General features: G+C 72.9%; 23 protein-coding genes. 5 read left to right on the plus strand and 18 right to left on the minus strand.

Annotated features, from left to right (window positions below; translation table 11 throughout):
- From DY218_RS18440 to DY218_RS18470, 7 genes are all read right to left on the minus strand, one after another.
- A partial coding sequence (locus DY218_RS18440) for a condensation domain-containing protein (RefSeq protein ID WP_147336151.1) occupies positions 1-336 on the minus strand: 336 nt, incomplete at its 3' end.
- Positions 337-410: 74 nt separating this feature from the next.
- Positions 411-1,220 (minus strand): thioesterase II family protein, encoded by an 810-nt coding sequence (locus DY218_RS18445; RefSeq protein ID WP_158574057.1) that lies wholly within the window; start codon positions 1,218-1,220, stop codon positions 411-413.
- Positions 1,221-1,230: 10 nt separating this feature from the next.
- Complete coding sequence (locus DY218_RS18450; protein WP_128557168.1) at positions 1,231-1,641, minus strand: VOC family protein; 411 nt, start codon at positions 1,639-1,641, stop codon at positions 1,231-1,233.
- Positions 1,638-2,411, minus strand: a complete 774-nt coding sequence (locus tag DY218_RS18455) for a sulfotransferase-like domain-containing protein (protein WP_128557169.1) — start codon at positions 2,409-2,411, stop codon at positions 1,638-1,640. Before DY218_RS18455 ends, DY218_RS18450 begins: the two co-directional genes overlap by 4 nt.
- Positions 2,408-3,859, minus strand: coding sequence for an MFS transporter (locus DY218_RS18460; RefSeq protein WP_128557170.1), 1,452 nt, complete (start codon positions 3,857-3,859; stop codon positions 2,408-2,410). Before DY218_RS18460 ends, DY218_RS18455 begins: the two co-directional genes overlap by 4 nt.
- A complete protein-coding gene (locus tag DY218_RS18465) occupies positions 3,856-6,312 on the minus strand; it encodes an AAA family ATPase (protein WP_128557171.1) in 2,457 nt (818 codons plus the stop codon). The genes DY218_RS18460 and DY218_RS18465 overlap by 4 nt, the downstream gene beginning before the upstream one ends.
- A gap of 44 nt (positions 6,313-6,356) precedes the next feature.
- Positions 6,357-6,569 (minus strand): MbtH family protein, encoded by a 213-nt coding sequence (locus tag DY218_RS18470; RefSeq protein ID WP_128557172.1) that lies wholly within the window; start codon positions 6,567-6,569, stop codon positions 6,357-6,359.
- A gap of 628 nt (positions 6,570-7,197) precedes the next feature.
- Here DY218_RS18470 and DY218_RS18480 point away from each other — a divergent pair.
- From DY218_RS18480 to DY218_RS18495, 4 genes are all read left to right on the plus strand, one after another.
- Positions 7,198-8,199: an ATP-grasp domain-containing protein gene (locus tag DY218_RS18480; RefSeq protein ID WP_128557174.1), complete on the plus strand. Its 1,002-nt coding sequence runs from the start codon at positions 7,198-7,200 to the stop codon at positions 8,197-8,199.
- A gap of 167 nt (positions 8,200-8,366) precedes the next feature.
- A complete protein-coding gene (locus DY218_RS18485) occupies positions 8,367-11,408 on the plus strand; it encodes an AfsR/SARP family transcriptional regulator (protein ID WP_128557175.1) in 3,042 nt (1,013 codons plus the stop codon).
- A 104-nt stretch (positions 11,409-11,512) separates the two neighbouring features.
- On the plus strand, positions 11,513-11,698 hold the full coding sequence (locus tag DY218_RS34270; protein WP_158574059.1) for a hypothetical protein: 186 nt from the start codon (positions 11,513-11,515) through the stop codon (positions 11,696-11,698).
- Between the two features lie 81 nt (positions 11,699-11,779).
- Positions 11,780-14,137, plus strand: coding sequence for a M20/M25/M40 family metallo-hydrolase (locus DY218_RS18495; RefSeq protein ID WP_128557177.1), 2,358 nt, complete (start codon positions 11,780-11,782; stop codon positions 14,135-14,137).
- 71 nt (positions 14,138-14,208) lie between these two features.
- Here the strand turns inward: DY218_RS18495 and DY218_RS18500 are convergent, their stop codons facing one another.
- The 3 genes from DY218_RS18500 to DY218_RS18510 are packed head-to-tail and all read right to left on the minus strand — an operon-like array spanning position 14,209 to position 16,945.
- Positions 14,209-15,219 (minus strand): TauD/TfdA family dioxygenase, encoded by a 1,011-nt coding sequence (locus DY218_RS18500; protein ID WP_128557178.1) that lies wholly within the window; start codon positions 15,217-15,219, stop codon positions 14,209-14,211.
- 44 nt (positions 15,220-15,263) lie between these two features.
- The gene (locus DY218_RS18505) at positions 15,264-16,280 is read right to left on the minus strand and encodes a BtrH N-terminal domain-containing protein (protein ID WP_128557179.1); all 1,017 of its coding nucleotides are present in this window, start codon (positions 16,278-16,280) and stop codon (positions 15,264-15,266) included.
- On the minus strand, positions 16,277-16,945 hold the full coding sequence (locus DY218_RS18510; RefSeq protein ID WP_128557180.1) for a hypothetical protein: 669 nt from the start codon (positions 16,943-16,945) through the stop codon (positions 16,277-16,279). The genes DY218_RS18505 and DY218_RS18510 overlap by 4 nt, the downstream gene beginning before the upstream one ends.
- Between DY218_RS18510 and DY218_RS18515 the strand changes: the two genes are divergently transcribed.
- Entirely contained in the window at positions 16,946-17,842 is an 897-nt protein-coding gene (locus DY218_RS18515; RefSeq protein ID WP_128557181.1) for a GNAT family N-acetyltransferase, read from the plus strand.
- Between the two features lie 10 nt (positions 17,843-17,852).
- Here DY218_RS18515 and DY218_RS18520 read toward each other — a convergent pair whose 3' ends face one another.
- From DY218_RS18520 to DY218_RS18555, 8 genes are all read right to left on the minus strand, one after another.
- Positions 17,853-18,818 carry a transketolase family protein gene (locus DY218_RS18520; protein WP_128557182.1) on the minus strand — a complete coding sequence of 322 codons (966 nt, stop codon included), beginning with the start codon at positions 18,816-18,818 and terminating at the stop codon, positions 17,853-17,855.
- Complete coding sequence (locus DY218_RS18525; protein WP_233521688.1) at positions 18,815-19,741, minus strand: transketolase; 927 nt, start codon at positions 19,739-19,741, stop codon at positions 18,815-18,817. Before DY218_RS18525 ends, DY218_RS18520 begins: the two co-directional genes overlap by 4 nt.
- Positions 19,738-21,036: a DegT/DnrJ/EryC1/StrS family aminotransferase gene (locus DY218_RS18530; RefSeq protein ID WP_128557183.1), complete on the minus strand. Its 1,299-nt coding sequence runs from the start codon at positions 21,034-21,036 to the stop codon at positions 19,738-19,740. The genes DY218_RS18525 and DY218_RS18530 overlap by 4 nt, the downstream gene beginning before the upstream one ends.
- Positions 21,033-21,419: a hypothetical protein gene (locus DY218_RS18535; protein WP_128557184.1), complete on the minus strand. Its 387-nt coding sequence runs from the start codon at positions 21,417-21,419 to the stop codon at positions 21,033-21,035. Before DY218_RS18535 ends, DY218_RS18530 begins: the two co-directional genes overlap by 4 nt.
- Positions 21,420-21,435: 16 nt before the next feature.
- Complete coding sequence (gene lysX / locus DY218_RS18540) at positions 21,436-22,302, minus strand: lysine biosynthesis protein LysX (RefSeq protein ID WP_128557185.1); 867 nt, start codon at positions 22,300-22,302, stop codon at positions 21,436-21,438.
- Positions 22,299-23,414, minus strand: a complete 1,116-nt coding sequence (locus DY218_RS18545) for a [LysW]-lysine hydrolase (RefSeq protein ID WP_233521689.1) — start codon at positions 23,412-23,414, stop codon at positions 22,299-22,301. Before DY218_RS18545 ends, lysX begins: the two co-directional genes overlap by 4 nt.
- Positions 23,411-24,133 carry a 2OG-Fe dioxygenase family protein gene (locus tag DY218_RS18550; RefSeq protein WP_128557186.1) on the minus strand — a complete coding sequence of 241 codons (723 nt, stop codon included), beginning with the start codon at positions 24,131-24,133 and terminating at the stop codon, positions 23,411-23,413. Before DY218_RS18550 ends, DY218_RS18545 begins: the two co-directional genes overlap by 4 nt.
- A 265-nt stretch (positions 24,134-24,398) precedes the next feature.
- On the minus strand, positions 24,399-24,664 hold a 266-nt coding region (locus tag DY218_RS18555; RefSeq protein ID WP_147336152.1), incomplete at its 5' end, for a phosphopantetheine-binding protein.

Genomic DNA, 24,664 nt, shown 5'->3' on the forward strand with positions numbered 1-24,664 from the left:
CGTCCGCAACACCTCATGCCGCTCCACCACCAAACCCAACGCACCCTCCAACACCCCCACATCCACCACACCCCGCAACCGGAGCACGATGGGCAGGACGTAGGCGGTGGAGTCGGGCTCCAGCTGGTGCAGGTACCAGAGCCGCTCCTGGCCGGGGGACGCGGCGAAGCTCCACTCCGGGGCCGCACCGTCCGGGCCCGCCTCGGGCCGCGGCAGCGCGGGGATCGCGTTCGGCTTCGCGGCGGCCTTGCGACGGGCGAGCTCGACGGTCAGACGGGCCCGCTGCTCGGGCGACAGTCCGGCAAGGAGTCGGGAGGAGGAGGCATTGGCAGTCATGGGATTCTCCGTCGCGCTCGGGATGTGGTCGTCGGGAAGTCGGTCGGGCGGCTGTCGGCGCGGTGCTCGGTCCGTCAGGGGGCGGTCATGGTGTCGAGGTCCCTGGCGAGACGGCGCAGTACGGGCCCGGGGTGCTCGTGCGGGAAGAAGTGGCCGCCGGGGAAGACGTGCAGGGCCCGTTCGCCCGAGACCTCGCCGGGCGCCCAGGGCCAGGCGTCCTGCTCGGTGACCAAGGGGTCGCCGGCGCCGACGTAGATGCTCAGGGCGCAGGGCATCGGGCGCTCGCGGCGCGGCCGGTGCCGGGCGAGCACCTCGACGTCGGCGCGCAGGACGGGCAGGTAGAGGCGCAGGAACTCGGCGTTCCCGCGCAGCTCGGGCGGCAGGCTCTGCGAGTGGTCGAGCAGGCGGAGCAGGTCCTCGTCCCGGGTGTCGGATCCGGCCTGCCAGCGCCGCGGGGGCGGCAGATGGGGGGCGGGGGTGGCCGCCGCCACCATGCCCCGGACCAGCACATCGCGGCGATGGCGCAGTGAGCGGCAGAGCTCCCAGCCGACCACCGCACCCATGCTGTGGCCGAAGACCACCAGGGGGAGTTCGGGGAGGGTGTCGAGCGCCGACTCGACGCCCGTGACGATGTCCGCCATGCGGTTCAGCGGCGGCTCGCCGCCCCGCGCCCCACGTCCCGGCAGCTCCACGGCGGCGACCTCGGTGGTGTGGCCCAGGACCCGGGCCCAGTCGGCGTAGAGATGCGCGGCTCCGCCGGCCGGTGGCAGGCAGAGCAGGCGGCGCCGGGGCGGTCCGTCGCCCGGCGTGCGCCAGCGGCGCAGCCAGCCGCCGGCCGGTGAGTGATCGTCCAGGACCGCCTGGGGAGAGGCCGAGTCGTACACCGCTGCTCCTCTACTCCTCGTACTCGCCGGGGGCGAGGCTGCGCAGTACGCAGAACTCGTTGCCCTCCGGGTCGGCAAGGACGGTCCAACTCGCGTCCTTCGGGGCGCCGATGTCGACCCGGGTCGCGCCGAGTGCGCAGATCCGCTCGACCTCCGTGGGCTGGTCGGAGTCGATGGGGCAGACGTCGATGTGCAGCCGGTTCTTGCCGTGCTTGGCGGCCTCGTCGCGGACGAAGAGCAGCTGCGGGGCGACGGGGCCGCGGCGGAGCTCCGCCAGCGGTGCCAGCGAGGCGGGACCGATCTCGACCTTCTCGCCGTCGCGGTCCTCGTGCACGGTGTAGCCCAGTACGCCGCACCAGAAGAGCGCGAGGCGGCGCGGATCCTGGCAGTCGACGACGGTCTGCTCGAAACGGCTGGTCATACTGTGGCCTCCTGGGACGGAGCGTCGGCGGCTGCCGGGGCCGGGCTGATGCGGTGGGCCAGCAGGCGTTCGTAGTACGGGAGTTGGCTGGTGTGCAGGTCGGCGAGGCGGGCGTTGGTGTGCACGGTCTCGGCGTAGTCGCCGCTGCCGGTGCGGATGCCGGTGCTGGAGGCCACGTCCTGGTGCCAGTCGGAGTACACCTGCCATTCGCGGCGCCCGCCCGTCTCCCAGCTGAGCGCGTGCGGCAGGTGCGGCAGTCCGGTCAGGGCGCTGTACCGGGCGGCGGTTCCCGCGGGATCGCGCACCAGGTCGTCGGCGTGGACCACGGCGGGAGTGCTGCCGGTGGCTTCCCGTACCAGGTCGAAGATCTCCCAGCAGTGTCCGAATCCGACCTCGTCCGCGGTGAGTTCGGGATTGAGTGCGTAGTGCGAGGCGATGGCTTCGGCGGGGTCGCGGATGATGAAGGTGTGCCGGATCGCGGTGACGAAGCGGGGGTCGGCGAGCAGCCCGTCGAAGCGGTAGTCGGTGGTGTCCTTGAAGTACAGCGGCCGGTCCGCGGCACCGGCGTGCTCGAGGACCGCATCGAACAGTGCCGTCTGGTCCCGGTACACCTTGCCGTCCAGTTCGTAACTCCCCTTGACCGCAAGGATGTTGAACGGCTCGTGCAGGACGCTCACATCGCCCCGTTCCATCATCATCCGCTCGAATGCGGTGGAACGGCAGCGCGGCGGGCTCCACATCGCGATCACGGTGGGCTGTCGGGTGTTCATCGCTCTCCTGTCCAGGGCTTGCCGGGGGCGGTGGCACCGGTGTCGGTGTCGTCCGCGGAGTCGGTGATGGTGGGGGCGGTGGTGGCGTCGCTGGTGGGGGCGGCGGCGTCGGTCGCGGTGAGGTCCTCGGCGGTACGGGAGGCGGGGCCTGCGCGCAGCGGTCCGAGGGCGCACAGCCAGGCGGCCGTGAGCACGGCGGCGGCCAGGAAGAAGGGGCCGCGCAGTCCGACGGCGGATGCGACGGCGCCGCCGGTCAGGGCGCCGAGCGGGGACATGCCCACCGCGATCAGGCGGTAGGAGCTGCTCACCCGGCCGAGCAGCTCGGCCGGTACCAGGACCTGGCGCAGCGAGGTGGTCACGATGGTGATCACCGCGAGTGCCATGCCGACCGGCGCCAACGCCCCCGCGGCGAGCAGCGGATGGGACACCGATCCGGCGGTTGCGAACGCCACGGGTGCGACGCCGCAGCACAGCAGTACGGTCCGTTCCCGGCCGAGCCGGGCGGCCAGCGGGGCGGCCAGGGCCACGCCGGCGACACCGCCGACGGCGATGACCGCCATCAGCAGGCCGTATCCGACACTGCTCACGCCGAGCACCTCGTAGGCGTACACCACGGCGATGGCGACCACGGAGCTCAGTGCGAAGTTGAAGATCCCGACCAGGGCGCACACGCTGCGCAGCAGCCGGTGGCGCCAGAGCCAGCGGATGCCGTCGGCCACATCGGCCGTGAGGGTGCTGCCGCCGCGCTTCGGCATCGGGCGTGCCACTCCGGCGAGCCCGGGCAGCAGAAGCGCGGCCACGGTGAAGGCCACCGCATTGAGCGCGAACGGCCAGGACGTGTGGGAGACCAGGAGCAGGGCGGCCAGCGGTGGGCCGGCGAGTTCCACACACAGCATGGCCGCGCCCTGCAGCAGGCTGTTGGCCTTGTCCAGGGCGGTGTGCGGGACCAGTCGCGGCACGATGGCGATCGTGGCGCTGTCGCGGAGCGTCTCCACCACGCCCATGGTCAGGGCGAAGGCGATCAGCAGGCCGATGCCGGCCCACCCGGTGAGCAGTGCGGCGGTGAACAGTACGGCGAGCACCGCGCGGCTCGCGTCCGACCAGAGCATGACGCGCTGCTGGTCGTGACGGTCGACGAAGGCGCCGGCGAACGCCCCGGCCAGCACCCAGGGCAGCTGCCCGGCGAAGGTCACCAGGGACAGCAGCATCGGATCGCGGGTGAACAGGGCGGCCACCATGGGCATCGCCGCGAGCCGCAGCCCGTCCCCGCACGAGGTGACGAAGGTGGTGGACCACAGGCGCCAGAAGGGTCCGCCGAGCCGGCGATCTCCGTCCGGCGTCTCGGCTGCCGCGCGGGGGTCCTTGCCGGCGGCCGGGGTGGAGTCCGCGTCGTGGGCCGCCGTCGAGCGGGCCGACGTCGCGCGGGCCGCCGTGGAGCGGGCCGTCATGTGGCCGGCCCGCCGCTCGGTACGGGCTCCGGTCGCGGTGCGCCCTCCTGCCCGTGGGCCCGGCCCACCAGCGCGGCCACCTCGGCGCGCGAACACACGTCGAGCTTCCGGAACACCCGGGCCAGATAGGTCTCCACGGTCTTCGGGCTCAGGCTCAGCTCGCGGGCGATGCGCTGATTGGTGTGGCCGCGACTGACCAGAACCGATATCTCGTGCTCGCGGTTGCTCAGTTCGCTGAGCGGCACGACAGCGGCCGGAGCGGCGGTGGCGTCGCCGGGGACGCCGTGCAGCAGATCGACCTCGCGGCGCAGCGAGGTGGCGAGGGCGAGGCTCGGCGCGCTGCCGGTGTCGTGCGCGAGGGATTCCGCCTCGTCGGCCCGCGAGAGGGCCTCCGGGAAGTGTCCGAGGCGCAGTTGGGCGAGCCCGAGGCCGACGAGGAGCCGGGCACTCAGATGGCGCTGCCCGAGGTGGCGGGCGAGCTCGACGCCTCGGCTGAGGCGTGCCTCGGCCTCGCGCAGCCGGCCAAGCTGCAGTTCGGTGCCGGCCAGCCAGTGCAGGGGCTCGAGGTGCAGGGCGAGACTGTCGTCGCCCATCGCGTCGAACGCCGCGGCGGCCCGCTCTGCGTGCTCCTCCGCGGCCCCGATCCGGCCGAACTGGGCCTCGGTGGCGGCCAGCGCGGCCAGCGCGGCCGGCCTCAGCTGCTGCGGTGCCTGCGCTGCGAGTTGGGCCAGCGCTCCCTGGTTCGCGGGGCCCCAGGGGCCGCCCGACTCCAGGGTCAGAGCCGTGGAGGTGAGCTGCAGCAGATGCCGGGCCGTGCGGTGTTCGGCAGCGGACTCGGCGGTGCCGTCCGGGAGTGGTCGGGAGAGTTCGGTACGCAGCAGGTCGCGGGCGGCACCGTAGCGGCCGAGCAGGCGTTGCACCTGGGCGTACGCGTCGACGACGGTGGCGCGCGCCACCGGCGGCAGCGGGCTGTCGGCGGCCAGGAGCTGCTGGAGCAGGGCGGCGCTCTCCTCGTACTCCCCGGCGCACAGCAGGGTCCGCCCGAGGACCGCCTGGGCCCGCGCGTGCAGTAAGGGGCCCGTGCCGACGGTCGGGCGCAGCGCGTGCCGGCTGAAGCGCATGGCCGCGGCGGGATCGCGCAGTGCCGTCTGTTCGGCGGCCTCGACCAGGGCGCACACGTCGTCGTCGGCGACCTCGACGGCGTGCAGCAGCTGCTGGGCGCGGAGTTCGATCGGGCCTCGGCGGGCACGCAGTGCGGCGGCCGCCCTGGCGTGCGCGCCGGAGCGCCGGCCGCGGCCCACCGAGTGGTAGGCGACGGCGCGCACGACCGGGTTGCGGAAGGCGAAGTCCCAGCCGTCGCCGAGGGGTTGCACCAGGTCCTCGGCCAGCGCCTCGTCGATGCCCTCGCGGGCGGCGGTCTCGTCCAGCTGGGCCACCTCGGCGGCCATCCACAGGTCGAAACCGTCACCGAGCACGGCGGCGGCACGGATCACGGCCCAGCCGGCCGGCCCGAGATCCTGGAAGTCGTGCAGTGCGGTGGAGAACACCTGCGGGGGCGGCTCGGGGGGTACGGCGCCGGCGCCGCCTTCCGCATGCAGGGCCGCCAGGGCGAGGAGAACCCCCGCGTTCCCCTCGCTGTGCCGCAGCAGGGAGCGCCGGGTGGGCTCGTCGAGATGGGCCGGCAGCAGCGCGAGCAGCTCCTCGCCTCCGGGTTCGAGCTCGATCCGGCGGCAGACTCCGCGGGAGACGGCCTCCGCCAGCGCGCTCATCGGCTGATGGCCGAGCTGGCGCGGGCGGTGGGCGACGGCGATCACCACGGGGGCCTGCGGCGGCCGGCGCAGCAGATAGCCGAGCAGATCGAGGGAGTCGGCGTCCGCGCGGTGCAGGTCGTCCAGGACGAGCAGCAGTCCGCGGCGGCCGGCGAGGCGGACGAGCAGGCTGCGTACGGCCCGGCACTCGCGGTACGGATCCCGGGCGGGGCGCTCGCCGTCGCCGGGGGCCGGCGCGCTGCCGGCCGCGGAGCCGGCCGCGGAGCCGGCCGGCATGAAGCCGACTCCCGTGGAGCCGACTCCCATGGAGCCGTCGGCCATCGGACCGTCGGCCATGGAACTGTCCGCCATCGAGGGGAACAGCGCCGCGAGCCGTCGGCGTTCGTCCGGGGTCGGGCCGGGTGTCGCCTCCGGGTGTGCCGGGTTCTCCGGGCCACCGGCGCCGGGGGTGTCCCAGCCGGTGGCGACCAGATCGTCCAGGGCGTCGACGAAGACGCCGTACGGCTCCGACTCCTGGAGGCGCCCCGGCCTGCCGCGGGCGACGGCCCAGCCGCGATCGGCGGCACAGCGGGCCAGTTCCTCGAGGCACCGGGTCTTGCCGCTCCAAGCCTCGCCGGCCACTTCGAGGCCTCGGGCGGCCCCGCCCTCGGCCGATGTCTCGTCGAGCAGCTGATGCCAGTCCATCGCGGCTCCTTCCTCCTGGTTCCGGTTATCGGTGAAGGGGCCGTTCAGGACACCGCGTCGGCGTCCATCGCGCGGCGCAGGCTGAGGGGGCGCATGTCGGTCCAGTTCTCGTCGATCCACGCCAGGCACTCGTCCTTCGGGGCGCTCTCGCCGACGGATCGCCAGCCTTCGGGTACGTCACGGTCCGCGGGCCAGATCGAGTACTGCTCCTCGTCGTTGACGACGACCCGATACGTTGCGACGGCTTCGTTGGTCACTGCTCGCTCCAGATTCGACAGGTGGAAGGGTGAGGGATCCGGTCGGGGTGCTCCGGCGCGCCGTACGGCCGGCGGCGATCAGCCGTTGCCGTTGTTGCCGCCACCGCCATCGGTGGTGCCGGAGGCGACCAGACCGTTGCCGTTGTTGCCGCCACCGCCATCGGTGGTGCCGGAGGCGACCAGACCGTTGCCGTTGTTGCCGCCACCGCCATCGGTGGTGCCGGAGGCGACCAGACCGTTGCCGTTGTTGCCGCCACCGCCATCGGTGACGGTGGTCGAGGTGATCTGCNACGGTGGTCGAGGTGATCTGCGCGGAGTCGGCGCCGGCGGCCTGTGCGGGTACGGCGAGGGCTCCGACGAGGAGGACGGGGGCGAGGATCGAGAGGGCAGCAGTCTTGGCGCGCATGGGAGTTACTCCTTCGTGGGGATGCGGTCCCTGTGACACCACCGATCGTGGGCCGACGCCTTCCCCGCTCGTTCCCTCCGCGGCACCGCCCCGGCCGCAGCGGTACCCGGCCGACCGGATGCCGGGAAGACGTGCAGGCCGCCGGGGGTATCGGAACGGGAACGGGCCCACGGGGTATCGGAAGGGGAACCGGCCGGGAAGGCCCGCGCGCAGGGTGTCCCCATGTCACCACTCTCGTCGAAGAGTTCCCGCACCCGGCTGCTGCTGGCGATGCCGTATCACCAGCTCGCGCGCAAGGCGACCGAAACCGGCTTCCGTGTCTGGTCGATGTGGGACCCGAAGCTGGCCGAGGCCGATCTGCTGCCCAGGATCGAGGCCGCCTCCGAGCAGCTGCTGCTCACCAGCTTCACGGACGAGTCGAGTCTGCGGCGGCTGATCCGCTCCACCGCCTCCGCCTGGGGTGTGGGCACGGTGCTGTGCTTCGGCGACGGCCCCGGCTCGCTGTCGGTCGTCGAAGAGGCCTGGCGCCTCGGCCTGTCCCCCAACCCGCCCGAGGCGTACACCCGGCTGCGGGCCCACGGCCGTACGCCCGCACCGGCGCCGCGTCTGAGCGTGCAGACGCTCACCGTGGCCGGACGCCACCACGTGGTCGGCGTGACCGCGCAACGCACCAGCGGGCCACCGCACTTCGTGGTCACCGGATACCTGCACCCGGCACCGCTCACCGACGCGGAACGCAGCGCAACGGAGCGCCTCGTGGTGGCCTGGCTGGATCGCAGCGGCTACCGGTTCGGCCCCGCGCAGACGGAGGTCGCCCTCACCTCCGGGGGCCCCGAGATCATTTCCTGCCGGCCGCATCCGGGCGCCGACCGCATTCCGCTGCTGATCGAGGTCGCTCGCGGATTCGACGTGGAAACGGCCATCTTCGAGGCCCTGCTGGACAAGGAACCGGTGGTCCCGGCTCCTTTCCAGTACGCCGAGATCGGGTTCTTCCTGCTCCCCGAAGGACGGCTGGAAACCTACACCGGCACCGAGAACATCGCCGTCACTCCCTGGGTCCGCGGAGCACGCTTCCCCTACGGGTCCGGCGACCTGGTGCCGCCCCTCACCGACCCGCGCGCCCGCCGCGGATATGTGGTGGTGGAAGGCGACTCGCCGCAGCTCACCGGAGATCGGGTGCGCCAGGCGCGCGAGGATCTCATGGCGGACATCCAGCCTGCGTGAACAGCCCGTCTCCCGGCCCCGCACCGGACCCGCCCGACCACAACGCCGGTGCTGTATCCGGCAATTGCGGTTATGCTCTGCACGGGATCGAGACTTCGGATCACCGCAGATGGGGGAAGAGATTGCGGGGCTCGACGCAGGGGGACGCCGGTAAATCCGTATCTGAAATGCCACGTTTCGCCATCCTCGGCTCACTGGACATCCGGCACGCCACCGAACCGATTCCTGTCAACGGCACACTGCAGCGCCGCATCCTCGCCGTACTGCTGCTCGAGGCCGGACGGGTCGTGCCCGTCTCCCGTCTGGTCGAGGTCGCCTGGGACGACGATCCTCCGGAGAGCGCCGCACACCAGGTCCGCAAGACGGTCGCGAAGCTGCGGCACCGCATCCCGCACGGCCCGGAGATCATCGTCACCGACGGGCCGGGGTACCGCGCGGTGGTCGACGCCGCCCAGCTCGACCTGCTGCGCTTCCGGGAACTGCTGCGCCACGCCCGCGAGTTCCTCGAGGCCGCGGACGAGGAGCAGGCGATCGACCACCTCGGCCTGGCCCTCGCGCTGTGGCGCGGCCCGGTGCTTGCCGGGGACGGCGGCCCGGTCATCGACGCCGCCTCGACCGCGCTGGGGGAGCAGCGCCTGGCCAGCATCGAGCAGCTCTACGAACTGCGCCTGAAGTCCGGGCAGGCCGCCGAACTCACCGGCGAACTCCGCGCCCTGGTGGACGAGCATCCGCTGCGCGAGACCCTGCGGGTCCAACTGATGCTCGCCCTCTACCACTCGGGACGGCAGGCCGCCGCCCTCGAGGAGTTCTCCCGCGCGCGTGACCATCTCGCCGAGGAACTGGGCATCGACCCCGGCAGCGAACTGACCGACCTCCACGAGCGGATCCTGCGCCACGACCCTTCGCTCGCCCGCCCGGAGCGGGCCCGGTCCAGGGCCCCGGCGCCGGCCGGCGCCGACCTCGCGCCGGAGACGCCGCATGTACTGCCGTTCGACGTACCCGACTTCTCCGGCCGGGCCGCCGAGCTCACCAGGATCCGCGCCACGGCGGGCCGGAGCCCGGCCGGGACGCCCACGGTCCTCGCCATCGACGGCATGGGCGGCGGCGGCAAGACGGCACTGGCCGTGCGCGTGGCGCACGAACTGGCCGGGGACTACCCGGGCGGCACCCTCTTCGTCGATCTGAAGGGGTTCACTCCCGGACAGGAGCCGCTCAGCCCGTTCCACGCCCAGGGCGATCTGCTGGCCGCGGCGGGCATCCCCGGCAGTGAGGTACCCGCCGTGCCGGCGGGCCGCAGCGCCCTGTGGCAGTCGTACATGCGCGGCCGCCGCATGCTCCTCGTGCTCGACAACGCCGCTGCCTCGGAACAGGTACGGGCACTCATCCCCGCCTCGTCGGACTGCCTGGTGCTCGTCACCAGCCGTCCCCGGCTGACCGGTCTGGAGGGAGCGGAGTGGCTGTCGCTCGGCGCGCTCCCGGAGGACGACAGCCATGAACTCCTCTGCAACGCCCTGGGCAGGGAGCGGGTACGCCGTGAGCCGAAGGCGTCCGTGGAGCTGCTCCAGCTGTGCGGCGGACTGCCGCTCGCCGTCCGCATCGCCGCCGCCCGCCTCGCCAACCGCCCGCAGTGGACCGTACAGCGGCTGGTCGAACGGCTGCGCGACCACGGCCGGCGGCTCGACGAACTCACCAGCGAGGACCGGGGCGTGGCCAGCGCCCTGATGCTGTCCTACCAGGCCATGCCGCAGCAGCAGCGCACCGCGTTCCGGCTGCTCGGCTACCACCCCGGCCGGTATCTCGACGCGGACGAGGCCGCGGCACTGCTCGGCGTCGGCCGCCTCGACGCCGAGGACGTCCTGGAGGGCATGGTGGACGTCCGGCTGCTCGAGGCCCGGGAGCCGGGCGTGTACGCCTTCCACGACCTGGTGCGCAGTTTCGTCCACCGGGTCGCGCAGTCGGAGTCGGCCCAGGAGGACGAGCCGGCCGTCGAGCGGCTCCTCGACCACTACCTGAACACGGCGGAGCACGCCTGCGACGCGCTCTTCCCCGGCCGGCGCCGCTTCGGCGGTACGGACGAGACCCCCAGCCCGTTGCGCGGCGGATGGGGCATCACCGAGTTCCCCACCAAGGAAGCCGCCCTGCAGTGGCTCGACCAGCACCGCGACAGCCTGCTGCCGGCCGTGGAACTCGCCTACCAGAAGGGCCACTTGCGGCATGCGGCGCGACTGCCCCGGGAGCTGGGCTTCCACTCCAGCGTCCGGGGGTACGACGCCATCGCCAATGTCGCTCTCGAGCAGGGCGTCCGCGCCTCCCGGGAGCTCGACGACCGGCCGCTGATCCGGCTCAATCTGATGAACCTGGCCATGGGCCTGTGGCGCCTCGGCCGGCTGCAGGACGCGGTGGCCAGCCTGGAACAGGCCCTGGAACTCGCCCATCTGATGGAGGATCTGCAGAGCGAGGCGGAGTGCAAGGCCCGCCTCGGTCAGGCGTACAACAGCCTGGGCGAACTCGACCGCGCGGCGCGGCTCAGCGAGGAGGCCAACCGCATCGCCAGGGAGACCGGCTTCGTGCGGCTGCACGGCTCGTCCCTGAGCACCCTGAGCCAGGTCCAGGTGCGGCGCGGCGACTTCGAGCAGGCGGCCGGGAGCGCCCGGCAGGCGCTCGACGTCTTCGACTCGATCGGCGAGGTGCAGCTGACCGTCGACGCCCTCACCTACCTGTCCCAGGCGAGCGAGGGTTCGGGGCGGTTCGAGGAGGCGCTCGACCACATCGACACGGCGCTCGAGCGGTGCCGCGGCCTGCGGATGCGCTCGGTGCTGCCGCTCGTGCTGGCCCGGCAGACCGGCCTCCTGGTCCGGATGAACCGCATCGACGAGGCCGTACGCAGCGCCACCCACGCGCTGGCCGAGGCCACCCGCAGCACGAACGACGTGCACCACGCGGCGGTGCATCTCGCGGCGGGGCGCGCCCTGCACGCGGCGGACGACTTCACGGAGGCGCTCGGCCAGTACCGGCAGGCGCACGAGATCGCCTGCCGGATGGAGATGAAGTACGACATGGCCTGTGCGGTGGACGGCCTCGCGCACACCGCCGAGGCGCTCGGCGACGTCGCCGCGGCCGCGGAGCAGCACCGTGCGGCGGAGGCGCTGTTCTCCCGCATCGGAGTACCGCGGAGCGTGCGCTGCGCCTCCTTCACCCCGAGCTCCTGAGGGAGTGCCAGGACGCCCCTGCGGGAGAGGGGAACGATCGGGGAAGACGGTTCGGCACGATCGGTGCAGTCGCACAGACCGTCACCGACGAAGGAGCAACTCCCATGCGTGCCAAGCCCGCTGCTCTCTCGATCCTGCTACCCGGCCTCCTCCTCGGCGCCCTCGCCGGACCGGCCGGGGCCGCCGACGCCGGCTCCGGACCTCCGGCCCCTGCCGCCACCGACGGCGACGGCCACGCGGGCGGCGGCGGTTCCACCGACGACGGCGGCGACAACAACGGCAACGGCTGACGTCCGCCGCCACCCGCCCCCGCCCCTTCGCCGGCCCCTGACGGTCGAGCACCCCCGACGACGAGGAAGGACCGACCTGTCATGCCGTCGTTGCCGAAGCTCCGCCCTCCCCTGCCCGTCCACCGCTACGGGATCGTGGCCACCCTGCTGACGGTGCTGCTCGTCGGCCTGTCCCTCGCCTCGCTGCGACCGCCGGACGCGGAGTCGAAGGACGAGCCCGGAAGCAGCTTCTCCGCCCGGCACGCGCTCGAGGACGTCGATGTCCTGTCCGAACAGCGACGGCCGCCCGGCAGCGCGGGCCTGCGGTCCGCCCGCAGCTACCTGACCGACCGGCTCACCGAGCTCGGCGGCACCGTATCCGCCCGGCCGCAGTCCGTGGTCCGCGACGAGGCGGGCACCGCGCTCGCCGCCGAGGTCGTCAACCTCCATGCCCGCTTCCCCGGAACAGCGGGCGACAAGGCGGGAACGATCCTGCTCATGGCGCACTACGACGGAGTGCCGGCCGGGCCCGGAGCCGCCGACAACGCCGCCAACGTGGCGTCCGTCCTCGAGGTCGTACGGGCGCTGCGCAGCCAGGGCGAGACCCGCAACACGATCGAGGTGCTCCTCACCGACGCCGAGGAGCCGGGGCTGCTCGGTGCGCACGCCTTCGCCCAGGGCCGCAAGCTGAAGCCGGACCGCACGGTCGTGGTGAACCTGGAGGCCCGCGGGGTGTCGGGGCCGTCGATCATGTTCGAGTCGGGTGCGCGGAACAGCACCGCGGTGTCCGCGCTCGGGTCCGCGGGACGCCCCATCGCCACCTCGCTCGCGGACGAGGTCTACGCGTACCTGCCGAACGACACCGACTTCTCGGAGTTCAAGGAACTGGGCTTCGCCGGACTCAACTTCGCGTTCGTCGAGGGCTCGGCCCGCTACCACACGGCGGGCGACTCGCTCGCCAACCTGTCGCCGGCCAGCGTGCAGCACCAGGGCGACAACGTCCTGGCCACCGTGCGGGACCTCGCACAGCGCGACCTCTCCGGACTCGACGACGACGGGGAGCACACCTACTTCGCGGTCTTCGGTCTGGTCGTGCACTATCCGCAGTACCTGGTGCTGCCGCTGGCGCTGCTCGCCGCGGCGGTCTTCGGCGCCGCGCTCTGGTACGCCCGGCGGCTCGGCACCGCCCGGTCCGGCGTGGTGCGGGCGGCGCTGACCTTCCCGCTGCCGCTGATCGCCGCGGCGGCCGTCGGCTTCGGGGGCTGGGAGCTGCTGGCCGTGCTGCGGCCGGGCTATGCCGATCTGTCCATGGGCGACGGCTACCACCCGCTGTGGTTCCGTGCCGCGTTCCTCTGCCTCACCGGCGCGGCCGTGACCGGCTGGTACGTCTGGCTGCGGCGCCGGGTGAACGGCACCCAGGCCGTCCTCGGCATCTGGTCCTGGTTCACGCTGCTCGCCCTGGCCACCGCGGTGCTGGCGCCCGGTGCCGGCTATCTGTTCGGCTGGCCGGTGCTGCTCGGTGGCGCCGCGCTCCTGGTGGCGCTGCGGCGCGCGGGTACCGACTCGTTCTGGACGTCGGTCGCCGCCTGCGCCGGTGTGTTGACGGCGGTGCCGCTGATGCTGCCGGTGATCGTGCTCATCTTTCCGACGCTCGGCCTCGTCACGGCCGCGGTGCCGCTCGTGGTGGCGGCGCTCCTGGTGGCCCTCGCGCTGCCGCTGCTCGACCTGTTGCCGCGGCGCAGCAGGGCGGCCGGTTCGCTGCTCGCCCTGGCGGCCGGGCTCGCGCTGCTGTTCACCGGTGTACGGGTGGACGCCTTCGACGCGGACCACCCGCGGCACACCAGCCTCGCCTACGTCTGGGACGACGACAGCGGCACCGGCCGCTGGATGAGTTCGGACGGCGCGCCGCCGGCGTGGACCGAACGGCTCGCGGGCTCCTCGCGCGCGGACCTGCGGTCCGAGCTGCCGACGTACCCGACCACGCTGTCCGGCGGTCTGGCCTCCCGCGCACAGGAGAGCCCGAAGGACCGGCCGGCCGTGCCGGAGGTCTCCGTGGAGCCGGCGAAGTCCGGCAGCGGGGACCGGGCGAAGGACGGGCCGCGCACGGTGCGGCTGCACATCGAGCCGCCTCGCGGCACCTCGTACGTGACCGTCTTCGCCGACACCTCCGGGCACCGGGTCGAGTCGGCGGAGGTGCTGGGCGAGAAGGTCGCGGGCGGCGCCAACCGGCCCTCGTCACCGGCTCCTTGGAAGTGGGGCCTCGCGGTGTGGACGATCCCCGATGACGGCCTCGACGTGACTCTCCGGGTGACCGGCGAGGGACGGATACCGGTGCGCGTGACCAGCTACACGCCCGGTCTGCCCAAGGCGGCCGGGCGCCTGCCGGACGACCTCACCTGGGGTACGTACGGCGCCGTGCTCACGGATGTCACGGTGGCGGGCACCACGGTGCGGGGCTAGGTCCTGTCCGGGCCCGGCGCTTGTGGTCCGGAGCGGGTGGACGGGGACGTGCGGGCGTCCCCGTCCACCGGTCACCGTGCCGCGGTGAGCAGGGCACGGTCCGGTGCGCCGTCCCGCACGGCGACGCGCTCCTGCTGGAAGCCGTGCTCGAGGCGTTCGTGCTCCGGCCGCTGCCGCGGCGCACGTACGAGGACGCGCTTGAGCCAGCGGTCCGTACCGTCGTAGCGCGGGCGGAATGCGACACGGCCGTGCACCATCGCGTCGTTGTCCACCATCAGCAGATCGCCCGGCTCCAGCGGGACGATGAAGCCGGACTCCTCGAAGGCGCCGGCGAGCCCGTCGTAGGCCCGGCGGAAGTCCTCGTCGTCGGTCAACCGGCGTGCGTACGACGGGTCGTAGCGGATGCACAGGCCGTCCGGCCCGTCCCAGACCGTCGCCATGCCGACGCTCTCCTGCCCCGCGGCGTCCTCGTCCTCGTAGCTGTCGTCGGGCTCGATCACCAGCAGCGGCCGGCGCAGCTGCTCGAGCGCCGCCTCCGGCAGGGACACGTCGCGGATTCCGGCGAGCCGGGTGCCGATGCCGTCCGGGTTGCGGATGCAGGCGAGCAGCAGCAGATCGGCGCGCTCCGGGTGGAAGCCGTCCTCGGTGTGCCAGGCGAGCGGGACCGTGCTGCTCGCCCCGACCTGCATCGACTCGTAGCCGGGGCTGGGCAGGATGTTGTGCACAAGGCGGCCGGCCTGCTGGTCGGCCCAGCCGAACACGTCGCCGAGCAGTCCGGCCGCCAGGGCGAGCGCCACGTCGTGCGTGGCGCTGCGCTCCCGGTCGACCCTCGACCAGTGGTCCGGCGTGGGCCCGAGGTCGGGCAGGCCGTCGAAGAGCCCCCTGACCACGCGGAAGCCGCGGCGCGGGGAGGGGCCGCCGAGAGCGTCTCGCAGCTGCTCGGCGAGCGGTTCCGGCAGCGACCAGTCGGGGCGGCCGAGCACGCTGTCCCCGACCGCGCCGTCGGCGACGCGTTCCAGGACGGCGGCCCGGAACGCGGCGGACGCCGGCTCCGGGAGGCGGTGGACGGGAATGTCGGGCATGAAACTCTCTCCCTGAGGTTCGTGGGGTGCGTCCGGTGCGGCGCTCACAGCGCGCGGGCGGCCGAGCTCAGCCGGTCGAGGGCGCGTTCCTGGTCGGCGAGCAGCTGCTTGCTGCGCAGCCGGACCGACGGCTCGGCCGCGGCGGTGTCTCCCCTGGCCATGGCCACCGCGATGCGCAGCGCGCTCCAGTGGTGCGCCACCCGGTCCACGCTGCGGGCGGCCTCGAGCAGCTCCGGCGCGCCGAAGTCCCGGGCCGCGGCGGTCAGATAGTCCCCGTGCACGCCGGTCATGGCGAGCAGGGCGCCGGTGGCGATGAAGGTCTCGTCGACGACCGGCTCGGCGCCGGCCGCGAGCCGGTCGGCCAGATCGTCGAGGAAGACCCGCTGTCCGGCGAGGCCCACCAGTTCGGGTCCGGAGCCGGTCGCGCCGAATCCGTGCAGATTGCGGTCGATGACGTGCCGTACGAAGTCCCGGTCGTGCGGCGGGACTTCACCGATCGACACCTCGAGCCAGCGGTTGGCCACCGGGTTGTCGGTGAAGAACAGGTCCCGGTCGTGCAGGACTGGGTTGGCCGAGTCGCGGGCGTCGGTGAGCTGCTCGATGGGGATGGCGCCCTGGAAGCGGGGCGGCACCGGGTCCGCGATCAGGGCGAGACGGCGGTCGTCGTCGAATCCCCAGACGGTCAGCAGGTGGTTGGTGTGCACATCCCGGTAGGCCGGGCGGAACGGCAGATGGAAGTTGTCCGCGGCGACGGCCACCGGGGCGCCGTCGAGCACGGCGGACCGCACCTCGCTCCAGCCGTCCTGCGCGTTCTGCGGCCAGTGCCAGCGGGAGTGCACCGGGTGGTGCGGCGCCATGCTCTCCAGGAGCCCCTCGCGGTGCAGCGGGAAGTAGTACTCCTCGCGGCGGATGTCTCCGGGGTGGTGGAAGAAGCCCCAGGCCGCACCGAGTATCTGCAGCGGATCGTGGCCGTGGTGCTGCAGCAGCACCCCCATCGTGGTGTGCAGGCAGTGGCCCAGGTCGTGCCGCCAGTTGCGGATGCCCGACAGTTCAACCCTCATGCCGCTACCGTCCTTCGGGTCTCCAGGGTGATGGCGAAGATGTGGATGGCCGGGTTGTCCGGCAGCTCGACGGCGGTGACGGTGCCGGGCGCGGTGACGGGCACCCGCTGGAGCCAGATGGACGGGACCATGTTGTGCTGCGAGTGGCGCGGATACATGAGGTAGCGGGTACGGAAGGCGAGCAGCTCGCCGAACCGCTGGTCGGTCTCGGGCCAGAAGTCGGAGATCCGCAGCCACTCGCGACGGGTCGAGCCGTCCGCGTAGTGCAGCACCGCCTCGTCCTCGGTGCGCCGCTCGGCGGCCGCGAGGACATGGATCCACTGGTACTCGCCCGGCGGGACGTCGACCGACTGGCCGCGGCAGCGCAGATTGTCCGGGGCGCCGGCGGCGGAGTCGTCGACCGGGAAGCGGAAGGGGATGCAGGCGACTTCCGCATCGCCGCCCCCGGTCGGCAGCCCCTCGGCCGGGAAGGTGTTGCCCCAGACGTTGAAGCCGCCGGTGGTGGGCCAGCGTCGCGGCGCGGACACGCCCTTTCCGTTGAAGTGCTGCTGCAGACCGACCGGCGTGAAATCGGCCGGCGGGGAGCCGGGCGGTGCGAAGTCGGCCGGTGTGTGGGTGAGTTCGCTCGTCCGCGGCTGAACCGAAGGTTCGGTTAGGTTCGCCATATGGACCTCCTCGACAGTGGCATAGAGATCGAATTCCTGGGTTTCGGCGATCCGGGCGCGGCCGGACCGGAGCTCGCGGCGCAGGTGGCGTCGGTCACCCGGGCCGCTTTCGCCGGGTCCGATCCGCTGCCGGGACTGCCGGAGCCGGACGGGGCCTCGGAGTCCGCGGCGGTGGTGGCCGCCGATCTGGCACAGGGCGCCGGGCTGTGGGTCGCCCGGGACACGGACGGCCGACTGCTCGGCAGCGTCCGGTCGTTGGCGAAGAAGCAGGACGCATGGGAGGTACGCAGACTGGGCGTGGCACCCCGGGCGCTCGGCACCGGACTCGGCCGGCGCCTGGTGCGTGCCCTGGAGAACTCGGCCGCCGCGGCCGGTGTCGGCCGGGTGGTCCTCGACGCGGTCGTGGAGCGCGGCAATCCGCAGGTGTACTCCGCCTTGGGCTACCGCACGGTGAACTACCTGCCCAATCCGGACAAACCTCTGTCCGAGGTCTCCATGGAACGGCGGCCGGCCGAGGATCCTGCACCGGTCCCCCATCCGCTGCCCACCGGGACGCTGCCGCGGGGCAGCGCACTCGTGGACTGGTTCACCTGCGGGAAGCGCACGGCCGCGGTGCTCGGACGGCACACGGACGGCGACGAGTTCGGGGGGATGCCGGCGCGGCGGGAGGCCGCGGAGCGCGCCCTCGGACCGGTGCGGTACGCGGGTACCGACGCGTGGTCCGGCGGGGCGGACGCCCTTGCCCACTGGCGGCGCGCCCTGGCCACCGGGTCCGACGGGGTGCACGGCGATCTGCTGACCTTCCGGCGGACTGCCGCCGAGGTCGGCGCCTACCTGATGCCCCGGACCGTGGTTCCTGAAGTCCTGGCGCTGTGCCGCAGGTACGAGCGGGCCTGACTGTCCCGGGTCAGTTGCGCTCGCGCATCACCTCCTCGGCCGCGCCTGCGATCGCCGGCGCGGTCACACCGGCCCGGGCGAGCAGCTCGGTCTCGGTCCCCACCTGGTCGTGGAACCCGTCGGGTACGCCGATGCGGTGCACCCGGCAGGGGTGGTGGGCGGCCGTCAGCTCCGCGACGGCACCGCCCAGGCCGCCGGTCACCAGATGGTCCTCCACCGTCACCAGGCCGGCCGTCTCGCGCGCGGCGCTCAGCACCGCCTCGGCGTCGAGCGGCTTCACCGTGTGCAGATTGAGCACCCGCGCGGCGATGCCGCGGCCGGCCAACAGCTCGGCGGCGGCGACCGATTCGGCCACCGGCACCGGACCGCTCGCCACCAGCGTCACGTCCCGTCCGGGCCTGAGCAGGTCCGCCTGCCCGATGCGGAAGGTGTACGGGCCCCGGTGCACCAGCGGCGTCGCCTTGCGGCCGAGCCGCAGATACACGGGACCGGGCAGCTGCTCGGTGTCCGCGAGCGCGCGCACCGCGTACTCGGTCTCCGCGGCGTCCGCGGGCACCAGCACGGTCAGATTGGGCAGCGACCGCATGATCGCCACGTCCTCGACGGCATGGTGGGTCGGCCCGTAGTGGCCGGCGGAGAAGCCGCCGTGGGTGCCGACGATCCGTACCGGCAGGGCATTGCCGGCGATGTCGACCTTCACCTGCTCACAGGCACGGGTCGCGGCGAACGAGGCGATGGTGTTGGCGAACGGGAGCAGCCCCTCCGCGGCGAGCCCGGCGCTGACGCCCATCAGGTTCGCCTCGGCGATGCCCACGTTGACGTACTGGTCGGGCAGTTCGGCCTCGAAGCCGTCCTCGAGACCGCCCATGTCGGTGTCGACACAGAAGACTCGGGTGTCGGACTTCGCGATGTCGAGCAGCGTGGCACGGTAGACGTCCCGGGTCGCTGTCGCGTAACGCTCCTGCCAGTCGGTCACGACTGCCTCCTCGAACGGGCCCGCAGTCCGGCGAGTGCGCGCCGGTGCAGATTCGGGCTGAGCTTCACCGAATGGCTTTTCTTCTTGTTCTCGAAGAGCGGTACGCCCTTGCCCTTCACGGTGTCCGCGATGATCACGACCGGCTGCCCGGTCGGGCCGGGCAGTGCCGCGAACGCCGCACGCAGCGCGTCCAGGTCGTGGCCGTCCACGGTCAGCACCTGCCAGCCGAAGCTGCGCCACTTGCCGGCCAGCGGTTCGAGGCCCATGCGCTCCTCGGTGTCGCCGGTGATCTGCAGCCGGTTGCGGTCCACGATCGCGGTCAGCCCGCCCAGCCGGAGATGGGCCGCGGACATCGCCGCCTCCCACACCGAGCCCTCCTGCAGCTCGCCGTCGCCCATCAGCACGTAGGCCCGGCCGGAGCGCCCGGTCCTGCGCAGAGCGAGGGCGGTGCCGACTCCGAGGGAGAGCCCGTGCCCCAGCGAACCGGTGGGGAACTCCACGCCCGGCAGGCGGCGCAGCGGGTGTCCGGCCAGGCGGCTGCCGCTGGTGCCGTACTCGGCGAGCTCCTCGGCCGGCAGGAAGCCGCGGGCGCTGAGCGCCGCGTAGAGCGCGGCGCTCGCATGGCCCTTGCTGAGGATGAAGCGGTCCCGGTCCGGCCAGTCCGGCTCCTCGGGCCGCAGCCTGAGGACCTCCTGGTAGAGCACTGTCAGCAGGTCGGCCGAGGAGAGGCTGCCGCCCACGTGGGTCCCGTCGGGCCCGGTGCCCATCTGCAGGATCTGCTCCCGCATCAGCTGCGCCTGCTCGGCAGTTGTGCGCTCGGCGGTCGCGGAATCGGAGCTCGCGCGCTCGGTGGCCGCGTGCTCTGTGGTCGCGTGCTCCATGGCCGCGTGGTCGGTGGCCGTTGTCGTGGTCGGTGTGCTCATCGGGCCGCCTCCGCGGTCTCGCGGCCGCGCCAGGCGGGCCGGTGGTCGATCCCGGCCGCCGCCGCGCAGAGCACGTCCAGGTGCTCCCAGACCTTCTCGAAGGCGTCGGCGATCCGCTGCAGCACCGGCCCGGAAGCCGGATTGAGGTGCCACCTCTGCAGGGTCAGGGAGTCGTCGATGACCTCGCAGGTGACGGGGAAGTCCGCCGGATCCAGCTGCAGCGAGTCGAAGGCCGGCTGCCCGGGCAGCGGCACCAGCTGGTACGGCTGCACGGGGACGCCCTCGGCACGCAGCGCACGCTGCAGCATGCTGCGCAGCGCACCCGGGGCGAGGTCCGGATGTCCCGTCTGCTCCGGGTCGAAGCGCAGTCGCAGGATGTGCCAGGCGTGCGTCCGGTCGTCCGGTACGTACGGAGTGCGGATGCCCCGCAACTGCCCGATCCGGTCCAGGAACGCGCGGACGTTCCGGTCCCGCGCCGCGTGGTAGTCGTCGAGACGGGCGAGTTGGGCGCGGGCGAAGGCCGCCTGGACCGCGCTGAGCTTCTCGTTCCCGGCCGGCATCCGCGAGCGGTAGTCGCGGGTCTTCGCCCCCTGGAGCTTCTCGCCGAACTGGCGGCGCAGCTCCACGCCCTGGTGCAGTGCGGCCGAGTCGGTGGTGACCAGGCCGCCCTCGCCGCAGGTGGGCAGGTTCTTGACGACGTTCAGACTGAAGGTGGCGATGTCGCCGAGGGAGCCGGTACGGGCACCGCGGTAGGTCGCCGCATGCGACTGGGCCGCGTCCTCGATGAGCAGCAGTCCGTGCCGGTCGGCCAGCGCCCGGAAGGCCGCCATGTCCGCGGGCAGTCCGTGCAGATGTACCACGAGGACCGCACGGGTCCGTGGCGTGACGGCCGCTTCCGCGGCCACCGGGTCCATGCAGAAGGTCACCGGGTCGATGTCCACGAACACAGGGGTGAGCGAACGCTGCACCGGCCCGATGGCGCTGGCGATGAAGGTGAACGCGGGCACCAGGACCTCGCCGCCGGGCTCGATCCCGGCCGCGGCGAGGGCGAGTTCGATCGCCGCGGTCCCGTTGGACACCGCGGAGCAGTGCCGCGTCCCCACGTAGTCGGCCCACTCCCGCTCGAGGAGCTGCACCTCGCCCGCGGTGTTGTTGGAGGTGAACTGGCCGCTGTCGAGCACCCGCAGGGTGGCTTCGCGCTCGGCGTCGGTGACCACCGGCCAGCCGATACGGCCCGGGGTCGCGTCGTCGGGCGTCACGGTGCGCACGCCCCCGAACATGGCGAGCTTGCTCATACCTGCCACCCTCCCGTCACCGGCGCGCTGTGCACGCAGTCGGCCGCGAGCACGGTCACGCCGGCCCGCCTGGGCAGCCGGACCGCCCGCAGCTCCGACCGGCGGGGTACGGGGATCCGCGCGGTGCGGTGGCCCTCGGCCGTGCTGCCGGTGCCGCGCAGCCACTCCGGGTCCGCCGCCTCGCCGTAGTGCAGCCAGACCTCCTCGTCCAGCTCGGCGGCGCGCGGGCCGTCGGCCTCCTCGGGCGCGCTCACCCGCAGACGGATCCAGTCGTAGCGGCCGGCCGGTACGTCGAGCAGCCGGCCGTCGCAGGGCACCGGGCCGGCCAGCGGGACCGCGGTGACTCGGGCGGGCGTGCGGGGGTTCGTCGTCTGGGTACTCATCAGGGTCGTCTCCTGGTCAGTGGGCGTCGCCGTGTGCGTCGTCGACGCGGCGCAGGACGTAGTCGACATAGCGGCCCACCATGCCGGTGCCGAGCTCCGCGATCGCTCCGTGGAACTCGGGCGTGTGGTTGACCTCGTTCACATACAGCTCACCGTCCGGCCCTTCGAGCAGGTCGACGGCGAGCACCCCCTCTCCGATCGCGTCGGCCGTGGCGACGAGCAGCTTCTCCAGGTCGGGGGTGACCGGACAGACCGCCGGATCCCCGCCGCGTGCGGTGTTGGTCTGCCAGTGGTCGGAATACTTGTAGATGGCGCCGACGACCTCGCCGCCGAAGACGTACGCCCGGATGTCGCGGCCGGGCTTGTCGATGTACTCCTGGACGTAGGTGATCTGATGCTGCGGCCCGGTCAGGGCGGCGCGGTGCTCCAGGAGCGCCTCCGCGGTCTCCCGCTCCTTGAGCCGGGCGCCGAGCCTCCCCCAGGAGCCGGTGAGCGGCTTCACCACGGACGGGTAGCCGAAGTCGTCCAGCTGGTCGGCGACCGACTCCGGGGTGAGGCCGATCAGCGTGCGCGGGGTGGGGATGCCGGCCCGAAGCAGCTGCAGCGTGGTCAGCAGCTTGTCCCCGCAAGTGGTGAGGATGGCATGGCTGTTGACGACGGTGAGTCCGGCGTGTTCGAGCAGCCGGGTCGCATACACGTTGCGGGTGTGGGAGATCTCCCGGCTGAGCGCGCCACGGTAGGGCAGACGCAGCCCGTCGGGCCGGAAAGTGACCTTCCGGGTGTCCAGGAGCTCGTACGGGACACGCCGGCGGTCGAACTCCTCGAGAAGGCGGCGCTCCTCGATCCGGATCCGGGAGTGGAGGATGGCGATGGGGTCGGTCATCGGAGAACTCCTGTCTTCCGCCCGGCGCCCGCCGGCGCCTGCACGGGTGCGGCCAGCGACTCGGCGAGCAGGCCGAGAGCATCGGTCAGCACATCGATCGCGCGCCGGTAGTCGCGCAGGTCGAGGTGCTCGCGGTCGGTGTGGTCGAGTCCGGCGTCGCCGGGCCCGTAGGCGGCGACCGGGACGTTCCAGCGCGGCGCCACCACGTTCATGTCGGACGAACCGAGCTTCACCTTGGGCACCGGGCGCAGGCCGTGGTCCCGGATGGCCCGGGTCAGCGCCCGCGCCACCGGATCGCTGCGCGGGGAGCGGACGGCCTCCGTGCGCTCCACCACCGTGATCCGCCCACCCCGCGCGTCCCGGCGCAGCCGCGCCAGCAGCGCGTCGGTGTCGAAGCCGGGCGGCAGGCGGCAGGAGATGTCGAGTTCGGCGTGCTCGATGTCGCCGCTCCAGGACACCAGGGCGGGGCGCACCTGCTCGAAGTACGGGCCGTCGGAGCACTCACCGGCCAGGTGGTCACGGAGCGCGGACCAGAACTCGGCGGCGACCTCGGTGGCCTTCTCCTCCGGGCTGCTGGTGTGCACGGCCGGACGGGTCACGTCGTACCGGAATCGCAGAATGCCCTTGTAGCCGAGGACGACACCGTCCACCCCGCTGGGCTCGCCGATCACCACCGCGTCGGGGGCGGGCCCGCCGGCCAGGTGCCGGGCTCCGCGCGAGAGCCCCTCCTCGTCCACTGCGCCGACCACCAGGAGCCGGGCGGGTACGCCACGGGCTGCCGCGCGGGACGCCGCGACCGCCATCGCCGCGAGCGGACCCTTGGCGTCGACCGTGCCGCGGCCGTACAGCAGTTCACCGCGCCGCAGCACCGGCAGATCGCCCGGCACCGTGTCGATGTGGCCGAGCAGCATGACCGTCGGACCGTCCGGGTCGCCGATCTCGCCCACCGCATTGCCGGCCTCGTCCACCCGGGCGGCAAAGCCGAGCCGGTGCAGGTGGCGGACGAGGCAGTGCACGGCCGCGCCCTCGGCACCGGACACGGACGGCTCGGCCACCAGCTCCGTGAGCAGGGCGACCGGGTCCGCCGGGCTCCGGGCCAAGTCACCGATCACGGCCGGGACTCCACTGCGTTGAAGTCGGCAAGGAGCATGTCCCTGACCCCCTGGCCGGAGGATGCGGCGATCGGGGTCACCTCGTGCATGACGGCGGCGTCGATCACGACGACCGAGTCGAGGGCGTCCCGCAGGGTCAGGCGCGTGTCCGGCAGGCCGTCGCGGTAGATGATGGACTCGCCGCCCGTGCAGGAGCGGCGCCCCAGCAGGTGCATGCCGATGTAGTCGTGTCCGTCCCGGTGCCGTCCCTCGGGGGTCGGCATCCCGGGAGTCTCGCCGGCGACCGTGCGCACCAGGTGCAGGCCGATCTCCCATTCCTGCCGGTCGTCACCCGTGGCGATCAGCTCCAGATCGTGCCGGAGCAGCTCGGTCAGCGCCGGGTGGGAGAGGTCCTCCTGGGCCACCGGCTCGAAGTGGCGCGGCCGGCCCATGTGGATCGGGATGTGCTCGGCGGACTGCTGGAAGGTGGTGTGCGGCAGCGGCGTGAACGACGCACGGCCGTCCTCGTACCGGGCGCGCACCCGCCCGTACCTTCGGTACCGGAACTGCTCGGCGGCACCGTCCCCGAGGTTCTCGTCGGGTGCCAGGTTCTCCCAGAACTCCTGGAGCGAGGACAGCCCGGCCGGGGAGACCCGGTCGCGGAACTCCGCCGCGCGGACAACGGCGAAGCCGTCGTGGAACAGCGCGGCCTTCTCGCGGGCCAGCGGTGCCACAGTCATGGTGATCCATACCTCTCTTGTCGGGCTCGTCCTGCCACTCGCATGGCTCGGGATGTACGCGTGGATGGCTCGGGATGTACGCGTGGAGATCACGCGGGACGTACGCGGAGATGTCTCGGGTGTACGCGGATCGCTCGCACCGGTCGGAGCACGGGAGCGGGTCCTGCGTATCGATCGGGATGCTCGGCCGAGTCGATCGATCGGGATGTACGGGCGCGTCACCGGCGGCAGGACGCGCGCACCGCAGTGTCAGACGACCGAAGTGTCAGGCGACCGACGCCGAGGTGGACTCGGGCACCGCGTCGGGGGCCAGCTCATCGGAGGCCGCCGCATCGGGCGCTGCCTCGTCGGTGTCGCCGCCGAGCAGTTCGGCCAGGTCGGCGATGGTGTGATGGCCGAGCAGCGTCTCCAACGGCACGGCGGCGCCGACCTCTTCGAGACGTTGGAAGACCTGGATGGCGCGGAGGGAGTCGCCGCCGAGGTCGTAGAAGTTGGTGTGGATGCTGGGGTTGGGGGTGTGGAGGATGTCGG

It is taken from the genome of Streptomyces triticagri, from assembly GCF_003429565.1.
In the GTDB taxonomy this organism is placed as follows: Bacteria; Actinomycetota; Actinomycetes; order Streptomycetales; family Streptomycetaceae; genus Streptomyces; species Streptomyces triticagri.

Excerpts from the sequence above, each read along its gene's own strand:
- DY218_RS18535 (WP_128557184.1), bottom strand. The coding sequence starts at position 21,419 with ATGAGTACCCAGACGACGAACCCCCGCACGCCCGCCCGAGTCACCGCG.
- DY218_RS18460 (WP_128557170.1), bottom strand. The coding sequence starts at position 3,859 with ATGACGGCCCGCTCCACGGCGGCCCGCGCGACGTCGGCCCGCTCGACG.
- DY218_RS18450 (WP_128557168.1), bottom strand. The coding sequence starts at position 1,641 with ATGACCAGCCGTTTCGAGCAGACCGTCGTCGACTGCCAGGATCCGCGC.
- DY218_RS18515 (WP_128557181.1), top strand. The coding sequence starts at position 16,946 with ATGGACCTCCTCGACAGTGGCATAGAGATCGAATTCCTGGGTTTCGGC.
- DY218_RS18500 (WP_128557178.1), bottom strand. The coding sequence starts at position 15,219 with ATGCCCGACATTCCCGTCCACCGCCTCCCGGAGCCGGCGTCCGCCGCG.
- DY218_RS18510 (WP_128557180.1), bottom strand. The coding sequence starts at position 16,945 with ATGGCGAACCTAACCGAACCTTCGGTTCAGCCGCGGACGAGCGAACTC.
- DY218_RS18505 (WP_128557179.1), bottom strand. The coding sequence starts at position 16,280 with ATGAGGGTTGAACTGTCGGGCATCCGCAACTGGCGGCACGACCTGGGC.
- DY218_RS18480 (WP_128557174.1), top strand. The coding sequence starts at position 7,198 with ATGTCACCACTCTCGTCGAAGAGTTCCCGCACCCGGCTGCTGCTGGCG.
- DY218_RS18485 (WP_128557175.1), top strand. The coding sequence starts at position 8,367 with ATGCCACGTTTCGCCATCCTCGGCTCACTGGACATCCGGCACGCCACC.
- DY218_RS18530 (WP_128557183.1), bottom strand. The coding sequence starts at position 21,036 with ATGAGCAAGCTCGCCATGTTCGGGGGCGTGCGCACCGTGACGCCCGAC.
- DY218_RS18495 (WP_128557177.1), top strand. The coding sequence starts at position 11,780 with ATGCCGTCGTTGCCGAAGCTCCGCCCTCCCCTGCCCGTCCACCGCTAC.
- DY218_RS34270 (WP_158574059.1), top strand. The coding sequence starts at position 11,513 with ATGCGTGCCAAGCCCGCTGCTCTCTCGATCCTGCTACCCGGCCTCCTC.
- lysX (WP_128557185.1), bottom strand. The coding sequence starts at position 22,302 with ATGACCGACCCCATCGCCATCCTCCACTCCCGGATCCGGATCGAGGAG.
- DY218_RS18525 (WP_233521688.1), bottom strand. The coding sequence starts at position 19,741 with ATGAGCACACCGACCACGACAACGGCCACCGACCACGCGGCCATGGAG.
- DY218_RS18455 (WP_128557169.1), bottom strand. The coding sequence starts at position 2,411 with ATGAACACCCGACAGCCCACCGTGATCGCGATGTGGAGCCCGCCGCGC.
- DY218_RS18550 (WP_128557186.1), bottom strand. The coding sequence starts at position 24,133 with ATGACTGTGGCACCGCTGGCCCGCGAGAAGGCCGCGCTGTTCCACGAC.
- DY218_RS18465 (WP_128557171.1), bottom strand. The coding sequence starts at position 6,312 with ATGGACTGGCATCAGCTGCTCGACGAGACATCGGCCGAGGGCGGGGCC.